The sequence below is a fragment of the Streptomyces spectabilis genome (assembly GCF_008704795.1).
Taxonomy (GTDB): Bacteria; Actinomycetota; Actinomycetes; order Streptomycetales; family Streptomycetaceae; genus Streptomyces; species Streptomyces spectabilis.
In genome coordinates, this window is the sequence record NZ_CP023690.1 from 6,980,350 (window position 1) to 6,997,850 (window position 17,501).

Below are 17,501 nucleotides of genomic sequence, written 5' to 3' on the forward strand. Positions count from 1 at the left end.
GGCGCGGTGCTGGTCAAGTGGATTCGCTGCACCGTCGTGGACCGCCGGGGATTCGAGCGGGCGCAGCGAAAGTGGGCGGGGCTTCTGGGGGAGCCGGGTTTCCGGGGACAGGGCGGGGGATGGAGTCGTGGTCGGCCGAACGTGGCGCACACCTTCGCGTTCTGGGAGAGCCGGGCCTTCTACGACTCCTTCATGGCGCGCTCGCACGACCGGCTCGCGGCGGCGCAAGTGGGCACCTACAGGGACATCCAGGTCAAGCTCTTCGACCATCGCTTCGACGTGAAGACGGGTTTCGAGCCGCGCTTCACGGACGCCGACGTGGTGCGTGTGGCGCACTGCCGTGTCCATGAGGAGCGGGTCGAGCACTTCGCGCTGATGCAGGAGAAGGTCTGGAACCCGGCGATGGCCGGTTCGCCGGGCATGGTCCGGGGGCTCTTCGGTGAAGCTCCGGGACACGAATTCCTGGTCCTGTCGATGTGGCAGTCCGCCGCCGAGCACGGCAAGTACCGCGCGGAGCGGGTGGAACGGCTCTCGCTGCGCGCGCAGACGGAGGCTGATGTCGCGGCCCTCGCGGGTGATGTCGTGGAGCTGGAGCCGTCCTGGACGGTGTGATCGCAGGGTCTTGCGGGGCGTGCGCCGGCCCTCGGGGGGCGTAGCTCTCCGGCCACGGCGCCAGTTCCCGACGCCCCCCCCCGCGTGGGGCGCGGCCAGGGCGTCAGCGGTTCTTCGGGGTGCTGGGCCGGTCGAACGCCCCCGCGCGCGTGGCGGCCAACGCGGCGGCTGCCGACTGATCGGCGAGCGCGGTGTCGATGGGCTCCCGCGTGACGAACAGGCGCAGCATGAGCGGCGCAGACACGGCCCGGACGAGCGCCGCCGCGTCGGTGTCCGCTGCTGCCTCACCGCGCGCCACCGCCCGCGCGATCACGGCCTCGCAGCGCGTGAACCGCTCGGTGTAGAACGCGCACAGGGCATCGGCCGCGCGGGGGGACTGAAAGGCCGCGGCGATGAACGCGGTCGGCGCGGCCGCCTTCGTCGGGTCGTCGAACGCGTCCACGACCTCGCGGGCGAGTGCGCGCAGGTCGCCCTCCAGAGTGCCGGTGTCCGGTGGCGTCCAGGTGTCCTCGCCCGCCATGTCCAGGGCGTCGGCCACCAGCCCCTCCAAGCCGCCCCACCGGCGGTAGAGCGTCGTCTTGTGGACGCCGGAGTGCTCCGCCACGTACTCGATGGTGAGGCCTGGGTACCCGTGGTCGCCCAGGCCGCTCAGCACCGCGTCGCGCACTGCGGCACGGGTACGAGCGGTGCGTCCGCCGGGGCGGCTGGTGCCAGGGGCGGGACGTCGGGCTGCGGGGGGTGAGGCGGCTTCAACGGCCTCGGTGTCGGTCCGCTCGGGGGCGGAAGCGGTGTCGTCTGCCTGGGTCCGGCTTGGGGGCCGCTCTCTGCGCGGAGTGGTGGCGGCGCGTGTCGCTCCCCTGGCGGCACCGGCTTGGCCGGACGCCCCGCTCGTGCCGAACTCCTCGCCCGTGTCGGGTCTCCCGCTCGTGCCGGGGTCAGCGGCCGCTGCGGATCGATCGATCGCGCCGACCCGTCCGGACCTGCTCGTGCGGCTGCCCTTGTGGCCCTGACCAGCAGGAACGCCCTCGCCTGTCATCGCTCTCCCTCTGTGCGGATCATGAGTACGCCCTCAATTGCTACTTCTGTTGCATTAGCGCGATGGCTGTGCCACACTCATCGTAATGCGACGAGCGTTGCGTTTGCTTGTCGGTGGGTGGATGCGGATTGTGCGGAAGCGGGGGATGTCCATGCCTACTCAGATCTCAGTACGCGGCGTGACCAAGTCCAGGGGGGACCGTCTGCTGTTCGACGATGTCTCCTTCACCGTGCGCCCGGGGGAGCGCGTGGGAATCGTCGGGGAGAACGGCGCGGGCAAGTCCACGCTCCTGCATCTCCTCGCGGGGAGCACGCACCCCGACGACGGTGAGGCGTTGACGGTCGCCGAGGGCGGCGCCGGACTCCTGGCGCAGACACCCCAGCTGCCCGCCGATCACAGCGTCGGCGACGCGATCGACGCCGCTCTGGCCGACCTGCGCTCCATGGAGCGACGCCTGCGCGACCTCGAAGCGGACCTGGAAGCGGCATCCGGCACGGCGCTGGAGGAGTACGGCGACCTGCTCACCGCCTTCGAGTTGCGCGGTGGCTATGAGGCCGACGCGCGCGTCGACAAGGCCATGCACGGACTCGGGCTCGCTCACATCGACCGCGACCGTCGACTGGGCAGCCTCTCCGGAGGTGAGCAGGCGAGGCTCGGACTGGCCTGCTTGATCGCGGCAGCACCTGAGGTGATGTTCCTCGACGAGCCCACCAACCACCTCGACGAAAGCGCGTTGGGCTGGCTGGAGGCCGCTCTGCTCGCGCACCGGGGCACGGTCGTCGCGGTCTCGCACGACCGCACGTTCCTGGAGCGTGTCGCCACCGCGATCCTGGAAGTGGACGAGGCCCGCCACACCGTCGTGCGCTACGGAGACGGCTATCGGGGGCTGCTCGCCGAGCGCGCGGCCGCCCGACGGCGCTGGGAGCAGGCCTACGCCGAGTGGCGCGAGGAAGCGCGGCACCTTGAGGAGTTCACAGCGACCACAGCGCACGCCGTGGCCGGAGGCCGCGCCATGAAGGACAACAACAAGATGGCGTACGACCGGGCCGGAGGCCGGGTGCAGGCATCCATCGCAGGCCGTGTCCGCAACGCCCAGGAGCGGCTTCGCCGCCTGCACGAGCACCCCGTGCCCAAGCCGCCGGAGCCGTTGCGGTTCACCGCGCGCCCCACGGCAGGAGCAGTCGAAGGACCCCTGGTGACGCTCCGGGACGTGCGGGTCGGAGACCGCCTCCAGGTGCCGGAGCTCACGGTCTCCGCGGGCGAGCGCCTCCTCGTCCACGGGGGCAACGGCGCCGGGAAGTCCACACTCCTGCGCACCATGGCGGGCGTACTCGAACCCGACGAGGGCACGGTCGTCCGCCGTGGCCGCATCGGCTATCTCGCCCAGGAAATCCCGGTGCGCCGCCCCGCCGAGCGAGTGCTCGAGACCTTCGGCAAAGGCCTACCGCTCGCCGAGGAGGAGCAGGCCGAACTACTCCTCTCCTACGGCCTGTTCCGGTCCCGCGACCTCCACGTCCCCGTGGGCTCGCTGTCGGCCGGGCAGCGCCGCCGGCTCGCGCTCGCTCGGCTGCTCGCCCGCCCCGCCGACCTGCTGCTACTCGACGAGCCGGCCAATCACCTGGCCCTCACCCTGGTGGAGGAGCTGGAGCAGGCCCTGGACCAGTGGGCCGGTGCCCTGGTGGTCGTCTCGCACGACCGACTCCTCCGCCGCCGCTTCACCGGCCGAATACGCCGGATGGAGTCCGGTCGGCTACCCGGCTGACCCATGCCCGCAGCGGCCGATCTAGGGTCGACCCATGGCACGACCGCGGCGCATCGTCCTCGTCCGGCACGGCGAGTCGGCAGGAAACGCCGACGACACCGTGTACGAGCGCGAGCCTGACCACGCGCTCGCCCTGACCGAGACGGGGTGGCGCCAAGCGGAGGAGACCGGGAAAGGGCTGCGGGAGCTCTTCGGCCAGGAGCGGGTCAGCGTGTACGTCTCGCCGTACCGCCGCACCCACGACACCTTGCGGGCCTTCCACCTCGAACCGGACCAGGTGCGTGTCCGAGAGGAGCCGCGGCTGAGGGAACAGGACTGGGGGAACTGGCAGGACCGGGACGACGTCCGGCTCCAGAAGGCCTACCGCGACGCCTACGGGCACTTCTTCTACCGCTTCGCCCAGGGCGAGTCGGGAGCCGATGTCTATGACCGGGTCGGATCCTTCCTGGAGAGCCTCTACCGCAGCTTCGAGGCTCCCGACCACCCGCCGAACGTCCTGCTCGTCACACACGGGCTGACCATGCGCCTGTTCTGCATGCGCTGGTTCCACTGGACGGTGGCCGACTTCGAGTCGCTGTCCAACCCGGGCAACGGCGAGACGCGGATGCTGCTGCTGGGTGAGAACGGCAAGTACAGACTCGACCGACCGTTCGAGCGCTGGCGGGAGCCGGAGCCGTACGGCATCACCGGATAGAGTGACAAGGCGATGACCGCTGACCTCTCTCCCGACCGGCGCCTGGACCGTGCCCTGGCGAGCCTGCGCGGCCTGGCCGTGGGAGACGCGCTGGGCTCTCAGTTCTTCACGCCCGCGCACTACCCACTGCTCAAGCGGCGCGAGCTGCCGGACGGCCCCTGGCCCTGGACCGACGACACCGAGATGGCGTGCTCCGTGCTCGCCGTCCTCGCCACGCACGGCCGCATCGACCAGGACGTGCTGGCCCGCTCCTTCGCCGAGCACCACAACGCGGACCGGGGATACGGACCGGCCGTCAACCAGCTCCTCGAACAGGTCCGGAGCGGCGGGGACTGGCGTGAGCTGGCCTCCGCCCTGTTCAAGGGCCAGGGCTCCTGGGGCAACGGCGCGTCCATGCGGATCGCGCCGCTCGGATCCTGGTACGCCACCGACCCGGAGCAGGCCACGCACCAGGCGGAGATCTCGGCCTATACGACCCACCAGCACCGGGAGGCCGTCGTCGGGGCCATGGCGGTCGCCGCCGCGGCCGCGCTGGCGGCCGACCCGGCAGGGCCGCCGACCTCCAAGGCGCTCCTCGACGGTGTCATCGCCCTGGTGCCCCGCAGCGCCGTGGGCGCCGGGCTCCGGCGGGCGCGGGACATGCTCGACTACGACGACGCGGGGACGGTCGCCGCCGTCCTCGGCTGTGGCCGCCGCACGACTGCCCATGACACCGTGCCCTTCGCGCTGTGGTCGGCGGCCCGTGCGCTGGACGACTACGAGCGGGCGTTCTGGGCCACTGTGGCCGTGGGCGGCGACATGGACACCACTTGCGCCATCGTCGGAGGAGTCGTCGCGGCTGCCGGGGGAAAGCCACCTGCGTTGTGGCTGGAGCGGACAGAGGCACTGCCCGAGTGGGTGCCGACCGAGGCCGACTGACACCGAGCCCGACTGCCCGCCCTGGGGGTCTGCCCGGGCCGGGGCGGGATGCCCCGCCTGGAAGGGGCCGCAGACAGGGCGGCGGGCTCTCCGGGTGCGCCGTCGGTGGAACTGATGGTCCCCGTGCGTGCCAGGTCCGCCTCGTCGTAGGGGACGTCCCGGCACGCACACGGCCGACCTCAGCCTCCGGAGGGACCCGCGGCGCTCGCCGTACCCGCGAGGGCCTCCAGGTCGCTCTTGCGGACCCGGACGACCACCAAGGCGATCACCAGGGCGAGCACGGCCATGCCGACAGCCGGAAGGAAGGCCGTCGAGATGCCCTTGGACAGCACTTCATGGCCCCACGGCGCCGGAAGCTCTCCGGACTTGGCGAAGGCCGCCTTCTGCTCCGGTGAGGCCTTCGCCATGAAGTCCGGGATCTGTTCCTTGGCCTCGTCCCGGCTCGCCGTACCGAAGACCGTGGTCAGGATGGAGAGGCCGAGCGAACCGCCCACCTGCTGGGTCGCGTTGAGCAGACCCGACGCGGCGCCCGCCTCATGTGCGGCGACTCCGGAGACCGCCGTCAGCGTCAAGGTCACGAAGTTCAGACCCATGCCGAAGCCGAACAACATCATCGGACCGAGCACCCCGCCGAGGTACGAACTGTCCGGGGTGATGAACGTCTGCCAGCCGAGCCCGAGGGCGACGATCGACGAGCCCGTCACCATGAAGGGCTTGGGCCCGAGAACCGGCAGCAGCCGCTGCGACAGGCCCGCGCCGACCACGATCGCGGCCGTGACGGGCAAGAAGGCCAGGCCCGCCTGGATGGGCGTGTAGTCCAGGACGTTCTGGACGAAGAGCACGATGAAAAAGAACATGCCGAACATCGCCGCGGCCAGGCTCAGCATGATCACGTACGTGCCCGAGCGGTTGCGGTCGGCGAACATCCTGAGCGGAGTGATCGGCTCCTTGGCACGGCTCTCGATGAGGGCGAACGCCAGGAGCAGCACGACCGCCGCCCCGAACGACCCGAGAGTGAGGCCGTCTCGCCAGCCCTCCTCGGACGCCCTGATGAAGCCATAGACCAACGAGGCCATGCCGACGGTCGAGGTCAGCGCGCCCACGAGGTCGAAGCGGCCCGGGTGCCGCTCGGACTCGCTGATGTAGAGGGGGGTCAGGAAGGCGATCAGGACGCCGATGGGCACGTTCACGAACAGCACCCAGCGCCAGTCGAGCCACTCGGTGAGCATGCCGCCCGCCAGCAGGCCGATGGCGCCGCCGCCCGCGGAGACGGCCGCGAAGACGCCGAACGCCCGGTTCCGCGCCGGGCCTTCGGGGAACGTCGTCGTGATCAGCGCGAGCGAGGTGGGCGACGCGATCGCGCCACCAACGCCCTGCAGGGCCCGTGCCGCAAGGAGTTGCCACGGCTCCTGGGCGAATCCACCGAGGAGTGAGGCGAGTGTGAAGAGCAGGATGCCGGCCATGAAGACCCGGCGGCGGCCGAGGATGTCACCGGCGCGGCCACCGAGCAGGAGCAGTCTGCCGAAGGTGAGGGTGTACGCGCTGACGACCCAGGTGAGGTCCGTCGTCGAGAACTCCAGCGCGTCCTGGATGTGCGGGAGCGCGATGTTCACAATCGTCGCGTCCAGGACCACCATGAGTTGACAGGCGGCGATGATGGTGAGGGCGACGCCGGGATGTCCGTCCCGGCGGGCGGCACCTGGCTTTTGATCTTGCGCTAACCGAGAGGTTGTCACTATGAGACCCCCGCAAGTGCGTTAGTGAACGCATCCGTTCACTGCCGCGTCCCACGGTAGTGAACCCCGGTGAGTGAACGCAACCGTTCACTGGGGGGGCTACCTCGAACCCTCAACGGAGAGATCCAGATGCCTACTTCGCGTTGGAAGGCCGCTTCCGCTCAGGTGGTCTCCTCGCGCCGCCGGGGGCCCGTGCTGGAGCGCGCGATTCTCGATTCCGCGCTGGAGCAGCTCAGTACGGTCGGCTGGAACGGCCTCACGATGGAAGGTGTGGCCGCGGGCGCCCAGACGGGCAAAGCCGCGGTGTACCGTCGCTGGCCGTCCAAGGAGGACCTCGTCATCCACGCTCTGCAGGCCGGACTGCCCAAGCTCGACGAAGCGCCGGACTGCGGCAGCGTCCGGGAAGACCTTCTGCAGCTGTGCCGCCAGATGCGCGCGGCCATGACCTCGCGCCCCGGTTACGCCCTGCTTGCAGTCCTTCACGAATGCGACACGGCAACCTCCGAGCGCTTCCACGGCGTGATCGTCGAGGGCGTGATTGAGCCGAGTGTGGGGCTCATCCGGCAGGTCATGCGCCGAGCAGTCGAGCGCGGAGAGGTTCGTGCCGGAGCGACGGACCAGTTCGCCTGCGAGGTGATTCCGGCGATGATGATGTACCGCTCCAAGGTGTGCGGTAGCGAATGGCCCGACGAGGAATTCACGGACCTCATCGACCAGGTCATGATCCCTCTGCTTCGGCTGTAGCGCCTTCCCCGGGGCGCGATGGTGGCGCGTCGTACGCAGGGCGAGCGCGTCAGCGGAAGCGTTGCTCCTTGTGAGGGGCGTCAGGTCCGCCGGGGCGAACTCGTGGGGCGAAGGGAAGCGGAATGCAGCCGCCCGGAACGGGGCGGTCGTATGGCACGGGCGGACGCCGTGGCGCGAACCTGTCGGGGGCAGGACGAACCGGGGTGTCGCGAGTGGTCATCGGCGGCGTACGCTGTCAGGCGCCATGCCGTACGAAGCACCCACCCACACCGTCGAGCGCTCTTTGCGCGCCACCACCGGAGCGAAGATCGTCGCCGGTGTCGACGAGGTCGGACGCGGAGCGTGGGCGGGCCCGGTCACCGTCTGTGCGGCGGTCACGGGCCTGCGCAGGCCACCCGCGGGGCTCACCGACTCCAAGTTGATCAGTCCCAAGCGGCGGGCCGAGCTCGCCCAGGAGCTGACCGGCTGGGTCACGGCACACGCGCTCGGTCACTCCTCGCCCGAGGAGATCGACGACATGGGCATGACGGCGGCGCTGCGGCTCGCCGCGGTCCGCGCTCTCGAAGCCCTGCCGGTGCGGCCGGACGCGGTCATTCTCGACGGGAAGCACGACTACCTCGGAACCCCGTGGCGCGTCCGTACGGTCATCAAGGGCGACCAGTCCTGCGTGGCCGTCGCGGCGGCGTCGGTGATCGCCAAGGTTCAGCGCGACAAAATGATGGCCGAACTGGGCATCGAACATGCAGACTTCGGTTTTGCGGCCAACGCCGGTTATCCGTCGCCGGTGCACAAGGCCGCGCTGGCGGAACGGGGGCCCACCCCGTACCACCGGCTTTCGTGGGCGTATCTTGATGCGTTGCCCCAGTGGCGGCACCTCAAGAAAGCCCGCAGCTGGGCGGAGGGAAACGTTCCGGAAATCCAGGGCCAGCTCGGCTTTGATTTCTGATGTTTTCCGCAGTTCCGGTCGCACTCAGGTGCCACCCGCCGACGCGTGTCGCATCGGCGTTTGATAGACAACAACGCATGCCTCTCATTCCCGAGGAGCCTCAGATTCACGAGAGTGCCCAGGGTCCCCGCGCCGCTTCGGCCAACAGCCGCACCGCGCCGACCCCCCGCCCCGTACCCGGTCCGCGTCCCGCGGCTCCGTCGCGCCCGGGCCGTCCCGGCCCCGCGCGGCCGATGCCGCCCGCGCAGCGCACGACGCGCGAGCCGACCGTCAAGCCAGGGCCGCAGGCCCCGGCCGTGAAGCCGGAGCCTGCTGCTCCGGCTGCCCCGGAAGCCTCGGCCGAAACCGCCGCGGTTCCGCAGATCCAGTTGATCCCGGCCTCCGCCGACGGCGCCCTCGACGCCGCCGAGGAAGCCGTCGACCTGCTGCTGGACTCGGGCCGTGCCCCGGGTGAGGTCCTGGTGGTCACCACCGGCGAGCTGCACCCGTGGGCCGCGCACGAGCTGTCCTTCGGCGAAGACGCCTACTGGGCCCAGCACGACGCCGGTGACGACGTCTTCCACGCCGACGCCGCCGCACTGTCCCGCGCTACGACCCGCCCCGCGGTCGTCGTCGCGCTGAACGGCGGCAGCGAGGAAGCCGAGGTCGCGGCCCTGCCCGTGGCACTCGGCCTGGCCGGCACCCTGCTGATCGTCTGTGGCGACCCGCAGCGCATCAACGCCATGCTGGGCTCGAGCGTCTGACGCTCCCGCCCGGCGGACGAGCCGCGGTGAGTGCGCCGCGGCCTGGTGACACCACAGCCGGGGTCGCCGGGCCGCGTTCGTTCGTGCCCCTGTGACGATGCGCTCACGCGTACCTGTCGCAGGGGGCGCACAACATTCCCCTCGGCCCAGGGCACGGTGTGGCTGGACACCCATGACCTCACCGCGCCGTCAGGCGTTCCTGCGGTCTACCGCGCTGCCACGCGCCGTAACATCTCGGACGCCGCGCCTCCGGCCCGCGGCTGCCGCGGATCGCCCACCGCGGTTCCGGCCCCTCCGGCGCCCGCCGCCCCGGCGAAGCTCTCGGGCGGTGACCCGGCGCTCGGCCTACGGCCCCCACGGCCTTCGCCGAGGACCTGCCAGCCCTCCCGCGTCAGCGTGATGTACGCCCCGCACCGCAGGCCGTGCAGCGTGCAGGCGTCCCGCAACCCCCACATCCACGCTCCGTCCTCCTGCGTCCAACGTCCCTCCCCGTCGCGGCAGTAGAGCAGTACTGCCGTGCGCACGGGAGTGCGGCGGCGCAGGTCGTGCGGGATGACCCGGCGCAGCTGGGCGAGGAGCGCGTTACGGAACACCCATCCGTCCACCGCGCTCGCCCGCCGGGCGAACGAGGCGGAGGCCCTGATCCGCTCCTCCGGATCGAGCACGGCCACGATCGCGGTGGCCGGGGTGGGCCGATGCCGGGCATGCAGCCCACTCACGACCTCGCGCGGGTTCCGGAGCAGGGGGATCTCGGCGGCTGACCACTCTGAGGGCTCGAGCATCCGGGTCGGCTGCCGGCCGGTGTCGGGCATCGCGGCGGCAGCCAGGGAATCCGATGTCGACGCCGCAGCGGACGGAGCGAATCCGAAGGTCACGGTCCTCCCTTCGGCTACACGCCCCCAAGGAGGGCGGGGTCGGACTGGGGGGAGCGCACCGCGACACAGCCCTACCGGACCACGGGGAGCCGCGCGGGAGCGGTACCAATTCTTCCCGTCGTACTGGCTTGCGGCAACGAGCAATTGAAGCCGCTGACCAGTATCCGCTGATACGTCTTGCATATCCCTGCCCAGGACACCGCTCGGTAATGCGGACGTCACCCCTGCACGGCCAGGACCAGCGGCAACACCCCCTTCGCCCCTGCCCGTCGGAGCATGCGCGCGGACACCGCGAGCGTCCAGCCGGTCTCCGTCGCGTCGTCGACGAGGAGCACGGGGCCGTCCGCCTCCTGGATCGCCGAGGCCAGTGCGGGCGGCACGATCAGGGAGCCGTCCAGGGCGCGCAGACGCTGGGCGCTGTTGCTCCGCGGCACGCGTACGTCCGTGGCCTCGGCGGCGTACTCCAGCGAACCGAGCAACGGAAGGCGGCCGATCTCCGCGATCCGTGCCCCGAGTGACTGGATCAGCTGGGGCTTCGAGCGGGACGGCATCGTCACCACGCCCACAGGGCGGGGCCCGGCGTCGGGGGCACCCGTCGCCCAGCCACCCGGACCCTTGGCCCAGTCGGCCAGCACCTCCACCACGGCCTTGGTGACGTCGTCGGGCACCGGGACGTCCGGCGCCTGCGGTGCGAGCATCGGGCGGAGGCGGTTGCCCCAGCCGATGTCCGACAGGCGCCCCAGAGCACGCCCCGAAGAGGCCTGCTCGCCGGCGGGGATGCGGCCCTTGAGGGTCATGCCCACGGCGGCGAGTCCGGTGGGCCACATCTTGCGGGGCTCGACCTCCACACCGGGCCGGGCGAGCTCGCCCCGCGCCGAGTCCAGAGCCGTGGAGGAGACGGCATCGTCGAAGCGGCCCCCCGCGCAGTTGTCACAGCGGCCGCACGGCGCGGCCTCCTCGTCGTCCAGCTGGCGGCGCAGGAACTCCATGCGGCAGGACGTGGTCGATGCGTACTCACGCATGGCCTGCTGTTCGGCCTGCCGCTGCTTGGCGACCCAGGCATAGCGCTCGGTGTCGTACGTCCACGGTGTGCCGGTGGCGATCCAGCCGCCCTGCACGCGCCGCACCGCGCCGTCGACGTCGAGCACCTTGAGCATCGTCTCCAGCCGTGATCTGCGCAGCTCGACCAGCGGCTCCAGGGCGGGCAGCGACAGGGGGCGGCCCGCCTGGGCGAGCACGTCCAGGGTGCGACGCACCTGCTCCTCGGGAGGGAAGGCCAGGGAAGCGAAGTAGTTCCAGATCGCCGTGTCCTCCTGGCCGGGCAGGAGCAGCACCTCCGCGTGGTCGACACCGCGCCCCGCGCGGCCCACCTGCTGGTAGTAGGCGATCGGTGAGGAGGGGGAGCCGAGGTGGATCACGAAACCGAGGTCGGGCTTGTCGAAGCCCATCCCGAGCGCGGAGGTGGCGACCAGGGCCTTCACGCGGTTGGCGAGCAGATCCTCCTCCGCCTGCTGCCGGTCCACGTTCTCCGTCTTGCCGGTGTACGAGGTGACGACGTGGCCGCGCTGGCGGAGGTACGCGGTCACCTCCTCGGCGGCGGCGACCGTGAGGGTGTAGATGATCCCGGAGCCAGGGAGGTCGTCGAGGTGGTCCGCGAGCCAGGCCAGACGGTGCGCCGCGTTCGGCAGCTGGAGCACGCCGAGGCTCAGGCTCTCCCGGTCGAGCGGCCCTCTCAGGACGAGGGCGTCCGACCCGCCGCCGGTGCCGAGCTGGTCGGCGACGTCCGCGGTCACGCGCGCGTTGGCCGTGGCTGTGGTGGCCAGGACCGGGACGCCGGGAGGCAGTTCGGCCAGCATGGTGCGCAGCCGGCGGTAGTCGGGCCGGAAGTCGTGGCCCCAGTCGGAGATGCAGTGGGCCTCGTCGACCACCAGCAGGCCGGTCGCCGCGGCGAGCTTGGGCAGGACCTGGTCGCGGAAGTCCGGGTTGTTGAGCCGCTCCGGGCTCACGAGCAGCACGTCGACGTCGCCCGCGGCCACCTCGGCCTGGATGGTGTCCCACTCCTCGGTGTTCGACGAGTTGATCGTGCGGGCGCGGATGCCTGCCCGCGCCGCCGACTCGACCTGGTTCCGCATGAGCGCGAGCAGAGGAGAGACGATCACGGTCGGACCGCTGCCGCGCTCCCGCAGCAGCGCGGTCGCGACGAAGTACACCGCCGACTTGCCCCAGCCGGTGCGCTGTACGACGAGCGCGCGCCGCTTCTCGGCGACCAGCGCCTCGATGGCTCTCCACTGGTCCTCGCGCAGGCGCGGGCCGTCCGGCGGCCGCGTCCCGTCGGACGCGGGGGAGGAACCGCCGACGAGGCGGGCGAGGACGGCGTCGGCCGCCGTGCGCAGGTCTTCGTTGCTCATGGCTCCATGCAACCCGATGGGTCGGACATCCGGCGAACGAGGCCGCCAGACTGTGGATAACTCTTGGCGTGGCCCTGCCCAGGGTTATCCACAGCCATAACCGGAGGTGAGCATTCCGGTGCAGAGTCGGCACATGACGAATCACAGCGAACCAGCCGACCCGATCGACGAGACCGTTGTCACCCTCCGCACGCCCGCCGAACTGGCCGACGCCTTGCCGTACTTGCTCGGCTTCCAGCCCGAGAGCAGTGTGGTCCTCATCGCCCTGCACGGCCCGCGAGGCCGATTCGGCGGCCGGGTGCGCCTCGGCATCCCGGAGCGCTCGGAGGACTGGCCGTCCGTCGCCGAGCAACTGGCCCAGTGCCTGGTGACCGGATCCGAGCGGCGCGAAACCCGGCCGGACGGAGTCGTCGCCTTTCTCTGCCAGGAGCCGGAAGCGTTCGCGGGGGACGCTTCCGGGCGGCAGGTCATGGAGCGCCTCAGGCCGCTGGCCCAAGCACTCCGCACCGAGTGCGGTGACCTCGACGTTCCCGTCCTCGAAGTCGTGTGCATCTCGGACGGCCGCTTCTGGACGTACTGCTGTCCGGACCAGCGCTGCTGTCCCGCCGAAGGCAACCCGCTGCTCCCCGGAGGCACGTCGGTGCTGGCCGCCGCCACGGTGTACGCGGGCTTCCAGGTCGGTCCCGCGCAGGGACGGATCCGGGCCCGGCTCACCCCTTGGCGAACGGCCGCCGCGAGCGATCAGGCTCGCGTGTTGCATGACACGGCCTGCGCACTCGTCCCCAGGATCCTCGACGACGGCGGCCACGCGGAAGTCGCCGCCGAAACCCTCGATCTGGCCCGCCGGGTCATGGCACGCCTGGCCGCCGCGCCTCCCATCCCCGACAGGCTCGAAGCCGACGTCTACGACGACGAGCTGATCGGCCACGACGAGGCCGCCACGCTGATCCTCGGGCTTCAGGACCGCACGACACGCGACCGTGCGGCCGAGTGGATGGAGGGGGACGAGGCGGCTCCGGCGCTCAGGCTCTGGCGTGCGCTGGCCCGGCGCTGCGTCCGGGAGTATCGAGAGCACGCCGCCGCACCCCTGACCCTCGCGGGCTGGGTGGCCTGGTCCCTCGGCGACCTCGCCGAGGGACAGGAAGCACTCACCATGGCGTTGATCGCCGATCCGCACTATGCCTTCGCCCTGCTCCTGCACCCGGCCTGCAGCGCGGACAGCGACCCGGAGCCGATCCGCCGCATTCTGCGGGGCGAGCGTTCCCAGCGGGACGCGGCGGCACGGGGCCGGAGTGACCAGCTGGCCCTCCGATCCGATGCTCGGCAACACGCCGACGTGAGCGCTGAGAAGGCAGAGAGGTCTGCCGAGAAGTCCCAGGAAGCCTTGAGGTCCAAGAACGCCGCGAGGTCCATGAACATTGAAGGAGCCGAGGAGCAGGACGGTCCCGGGGCGCCAGAAGCCGTCTCACCCGGAGTCTCGCCGGACCCCTCGGACGGCGCGGACACCCTGGATCACGCAGGGGCCGGCGTCGGCGTCAGGACAGCGCCCCGGGGCCGTCGACGCCCGTCTCGCACCTCCGGGCCGGGCCCTCGGCCCGCCGGGGGAGCGCGCACGGGACCGCGGAACCGGCGGGACACGATCCGACGTGACCCAAGGCACGACCGGTGACCGCAGCGACGGCCCGGTCTTGGTCGAAGCGTCCAGTCCTGGCCCGTACGGCGCAGGTCGCCGTCAGAACGCACCGCCGGATGGGCGGCTTCCTGGAACGCATGCGTGACTTGGGGCGGCCCCGCGCCGTTCACCTGAGTGGCGGTACCCGCGTCCTGGTCGTGACGCTGTTCCGTGACCGAGTCTCCGTAGCGCAGAGAACGCAGAAGTGGCTACCCCATGTCCGTGCCCGCCTCGTCTCCTGTCTCCCCCTGGCCCGAGAGAAACGAAAGGCCGGAGCCGCACCCCTTCCGGGCGCCCGCGCCGATTCCCAGGCGCCAGCCCCATGGCCAAGCGCCCGGACCCGGGCCACGCCGCCTCGCCGCGCTGCCGCCCGTGCACGACGCGCTGGTCTGTGTCGCCCTTCCCGCGCTCGCGGTCTCCACGGACCAAGGCCAGCTGAACGGTCGCGGACTGGAAGGCTTCTATCGCGCGGGCCGTCGTATGTTGTCCCGCTGTCAGGTGCGCGTGGCCGGGCGCGAGCCGATCGCCGTGCAGGCGCGGATGCTCTCGGCGGACAGTGCCCGCTTCGTGGCGGCCCTCCTTCCCTCGGCGGACGGAGGACCGGACCCGGACGTCGTCGTGGAGCGGACCCGGCATGCCGACGGCACCGAGCGGATCACGCTGCACAGCGCGGCCAGCCGCCCCCTGAGGCTGCCGGTGGAGGTGTCGCTCGGCACGGACCTGGCGGAGCTCGGCGCGGTCGCGTCCGGCCGCGCCGGTCCCGAACTGCCCGCCAGCGTCCACGACTCGGGCATGCGCTGGTCCTCCGGAGAAGGCCACTGCGTGGTCACGGCGGTCCCGGCGCCCAAGGACGCGCTGGCCTCGGCGGGGCTGCTGCGCTGGGAGGTGCACCTGCCACCGGGAGGCAGCCAGAGCGTGGAGCTGCGCGTACGGCCGCACGGCGCGGGGCCCCTGAGGCCGGTGGGGCATGGAGTGACCAGCCCGCTGTCCTCGGCCCAAGCGGCGGGGGACGACCCCACGGTTCAGCGTCTGCTGGATACCTCGGTCGCGGATCTCAGAGCCCTGTTGCTGCGCGACCCGGCCCACCCCGCGGACCTCTACGTGGCCGCCGGAGCGCCGTGGCGGTGCGGCCTCGCACCCGCCGAGGCCCTCACGGCCGCCAGGATGGTGCTGCCGCTCGGCACCCGGCTCGCGGAGAGCACGCTGCGCGCGCTCGCCCGCGAGCAGCTCACCCGCCCCGGGCCCTGCGCGGGCATGATCCCTGGGCCGATGCGGGACACAGGGCCCCACTTGCCTCCCGGGTGCACGGGAGTGGAGGCCACCCTGCTGTTCCCCGCCCTGCTCGCCGAGGCGTGGCGCTGGGGGATGCCGGAGGCCGACGTGGCGGAGCTGCTGCACCCGGCGGAGCGCTGCCTGCGTTGGCTGCTCGAAAGCGCCGAGGACGCAGCATTCGTGCGGGACGCTCACCCGGACTCTCCTTCCTCCAGCCCGGTGCGCTGCGAGATCCAAGCACATGCGTACCGGGCGGCACTCCTGGGAGCGGACCTGCTCGACGCGCTCAGGGGCACGGGAGGCGCGGAGCTGCGGCAGTGGGCGGAGCGGTTGCGGGCCCGGTTCAGGGAAGCGTTCTGGGTGGAGGACCGGACGGGCGGCAGGCCCGCCGTGGCACTCGAGGCCGACGGTCGGCCCCTGCCCCATCTCACCGGCGGTGCGGCCCACCTCCTGGATACCGGGCTCCTGGGATCCGGCGAGGTCGCCCCCGGCCTGCTCGACAAGGTGCAGACCGAGCAGGTGGCGAGGCTGCTGGGCGGGCCTGCCATGGACTCGGGCTGGGGTCTGCGCAGCCTGGGCTCGAAGGAGGCGGCGTACAACCCCTTCGGGCATCGCGGAGGGGCGGTCCGGGTCCACGAGACGGCGACGGCGGTCGCGGGACTCGCGGCGGCGGGCTACGAGAAGGAAGCCGGTGCGCTGCTGCGCGGAGCGCTGGACGCGGCGGCCGCCTTCGGATTCCGGCTGCCGGAGATGTACGGCGGCGAGCAGCGGATGGCCGGGAGCGCGCCGCTCCCGCACCCTGCGGCCTGTCGTCCCGCCGCGGTCAGCGCGGCGGCCGGAGTGCAACTCCTGACCGTGCTGGCCGGGATCCGCCCGGACGCGCCGGCGGGCACGGTCACGCTCAGGCCGGTCCGTAGCGCGCCCTTGGGAGAGCTTGGCCTGACGGCGTTGCGCGTGTCGGGCGCTCCCTTCTCCGTGCGTGTCAGCAGGCTCGGCCTCGCCATGGTGGAGGAGGCGGCCGACGGGCTGCAGTTGGGGGTGTGATGTCGCTGAGCGGCGGTGCCACGGGTGCGACGGGCCGGACGGAAGGCTCTCAGGGAGCGGGGCCGGAAGCAGATGGCGTAGGAGGTGTTTATCGTCAGGCAGACGACTATGATCGCGGCATGTCGCCCTACGACCCGTCGGCCTTCCCGCCCTTCGCTGTCACCGTCGATCTGGTCGTGTTGACCGTGCGTCGCCACGCCCTGTGCGCCCTGGCCGTGCGCCGTGGTGAGCCGCCGTTCCAGGGGCGTTGGGCGCTGCCCGGGGGATTCGTACGGGCGGACGAGGACCTTTCGGGGGCCGCGGCGCGCGAGCTGGTGGAGGAGACGGGGCTCTGCGCCCACGACCCGGACAGTCCGGTTCAGGCCAATGGCGCGCACCTCGAGCAGCTGGCCACGTACGGCGACCCGAAGCGTGATCCGCGGATGCGCGTGGTCAGCGTCGCTCACCTCGCGCTCGCACCGGATCTGCCCGCGCCCCGTCCCGGCGGTGACGCGCACAGCGCGCGCTGGGCCCCGGTCGAGGCCCTGCTCCACCAGGGCGGGTACGGCAGGGAGGGGGAGCAGGCCGCGCCGCTGGCGTTCGACCACGCGCAGATCCTCTCGGACGGAGTGGAGCGCGCCCGATCGAAGATCGAATACTCCTCGCTGGCCACGGCGTTCTGCCCGCCGGAGTTCACGGTCGGCGAACTGCGCCGCGTGTACGAAGCGGTCTGGGCGGTCGCCCTCGATCCCCGCAACTTCCACCGGAAGGTGACGGGCACACCGGGATTCCTCGTGCCCACAGGAGGGACCACGACCCGCCAGGGTGGCCGCCCGGCCCAGCTGTTCCGGGCCGGAGGCGCGACGCTCCTCAACCCTCCGATGCTGAGGCCTGACGCCTGATCCCGCCTGCACGCGACGGCTGCCCGCGCCCGGCCTCGCGTGTCGTCGGCCACGTCAGGGCTGGCGGTTGACACCCGCAGTCCACGCCCTGAGCGAAAAGCCGCAAATGTCGCGTTATCTTGCTGCGGTACCCACGGGGTTCGTCCGTCCCCGAACCG

14 protein-coding genes are annotated in these 17,501 nt (G+C 71.7%); 10 read left to right on the forward strand and 4 right to left on the reverse strand.

What is annotated here, in order from left to right:
- Positions 1-6 precede the first annotated feature (6 nt).
- Complete coding sequence (locus CP982_RS30715) at positions 7-612, forward strand: YdbC family protein (RefSeq protein ID WP_150513431.1); 606 nt, start codon at positions 7-9, stop codon at positions 610-612.
- A gap of 103 nt (positions 613-715) precedes the next feature.
- Here the strand turns inward: CP982_RS30715 and CP982_RS30720 are convergent, their stop codons facing one another.
- Positions 716-1,279: a TetR/AcrR family transcriptional regulator gene (locus CP982_RS30720; RefSeq protein WP_150513432.1), complete on the reverse strand. Its 564-nt coding sequence runs from the start codon at positions 1,277-1,279 to the stop codon at positions 716-718.
- Positions 1,280-1,799: 520 nt separating this feature from the next.
- Here CP982_RS30720 and abc-f point away from each other — a divergent pair.
- Genes abc-f through CP982_RS30735 form a run of 3 tightly spaced genes read left to right on the forward strand, consistent with a single transcriptional unit; the run spans position 1,800 to position 5,022 of the window.
- Positions 1,800-3,410, forward strand: a complete 1,611-nt coding sequence (gene abc-f, locus CP982_RS30725; RefSeq protein WP_150513433.1) for a ribosomal protection-like ABC-F family protein — start codon at positions 1,800-1,802, stop codon at positions 3,408-3,410.
- A 34-nt stretch (positions 3,411-3,444) separates the two neighbouring features.
- Complete coding sequence (locus CP982_RS30730; protein WP_150513434.1) at positions 3,445-4,104, forward strand: histidine phosphatase family protein; 660 nt, start codon at positions 3,445-3,447, stop codon at positions 4,102-4,104.
- 12 nt (positions 4,105-4,116) lie between these two features.
- Entirely contained in the window at positions 4,117-5,022 is a 906-nt protein-coding gene (locus CP982_RS30735) for an ADP-ribosylglycohydrolase family protein (protein ID WP_150513435.1), read from the forward strand.
- Between the two features lie 179 nt (positions 5,023-5,201).
- On the opposite strand, the gene CP982_RS30740 is transcribed toward CP982_RS30735, so the two are convergent.
- Positions 5,202-6,758 carry an MFS transporter gene (locus tag CP982_RS30740; RefSeq protein WP_150513436.1) on the reverse strand — a complete coding sequence of 519 codons (1,557 nt, stop codon included), beginning with the start codon at positions 6,756-6,758 and terminating at the stop codon, positions 5,202-5,204.
- A 129-nt stretch (positions 6,759-6,887) separates the two neighbouring features.
- On the opposite strand from CP982_RS30740, the gene CP982_RS30745 reads away from it, so the two are divergent.
- The 3 genes from CP982_RS30745 to CP982_RS30755 all read left to right on the forward strand — a co-directional run bounded on the left by CP982_RS30745 (position 6,888) and on the right by CP982_RS30755 (position 9,191).
- A complete protein-coding gene (locus CP982_RS30745) occupies positions 6,888-7,502 on the forward strand; it encodes a TetR/AcrR family transcriptional regulator (RefSeq protein ID WP_150515784.1) in 615 nt (204 codons plus the stop codon).
- A 244-nt stretch (positions 7,503-7,746) separates the two neighbouring features.
- On the forward strand, positions 7,747-8,448 hold the full coding sequence (locus CP982_RS30750) for a ribonuclease HII (RefSeq protein WP_144321323.1): 702 nt from the start codon (positions 7,747-7,749) through the stop codon (positions 8,446-8,448).
- Positions 8,449-8,525: 77 nt separating this feature from the next.
- Positions 8,526-9,191 (forward strand): hypothetical protein, encoded by a 666-nt coding sequence (locus CP982_RS30755; protein ID WP_150513437.1) that lies wholly within the window; start codon positions 8,526-8,528, stop codon positions 9,189-9,191.
- A 206-nt stretch (positions 9,192-9,397) separates the two neighbouring features.
- On the opposite strand, the gene CP982_RS30760 is transcribed toward CP982_RS30755, so the two are convergent.
- On the reverse strand, positions 9,398-10,066 hold the full coding sequence (locus CP982_RS30760; RefSeq protein ID WP_150513438.1) for a hypothetical protein: 669 nt from the start codon (positions 10,064-10,066) through the stop codon (positions 9,398-9,400).
- Positions 10,067-10,284: 218 nt separating this feature from the next.
- The gene (locus tag CP982_RS30765) at positions 10,285-12,474 is read right to left on the reverse strand and encodes a RecQ family ATP-dependent DNA helicase (protein ID WP_150513439.1); all 2,190 of its coding nucleotides are present in this window, start codon (positions 12,472-12,474) and stop codon (positions 10,285-10,287) included.
- Positions 12,475-12,607: 133 nt separating this feature from the next.
- Between CP982_RS30765 and CP982_RS30770 the strand changes: the two genes are divergently transcribed.
- From CP982_RS30770 to CP982_RS30780, 3 genes are all read left to right on the forward strand, one after another.
- Positions 12,608-14,143 carry a DUF4192 domain-containing protein gene (locus CP982_RS30770; protein ID WP_150513440.1) on the forward strand — a complete coding sequence of 512 codons (1,536 nt, stop codon included), beginning with the start codon at positions 12,608-12,610 and terminating at the stop codon, positions 14,141-14,143.
- Positions 14,144-14,509: 366 nt separating this feature from the next.
- Positions 14,510-16,462 carry a glycogen debranching N-terminal domain-containing protein gene (locus CP982_RS30775; protein WP_229878782.1) on the forward strand — a complete coding sequence of 651 codons (1,953 nt, stop codon included), beginning with the start codon at positions 14,510-14,512 and terminating at the stop codon, positions 16,460-16,462.
- A 119-nt stretch (positions 16,463-16,581) separates the two neighbouring features.
- Complete coding sequence (locus CP982_RS30780; RefSeq protein ID WP_144321328.1) at positions 16,582-17,343, forward strand: NUDIX hydrolase; 762 nt, start codon at positions 16,582-16,584, stop codon at positions 17,341-17,343.
- The last annotated feature ends 158 nt before the right edge of the window (positions 17,344-17,501 follow it).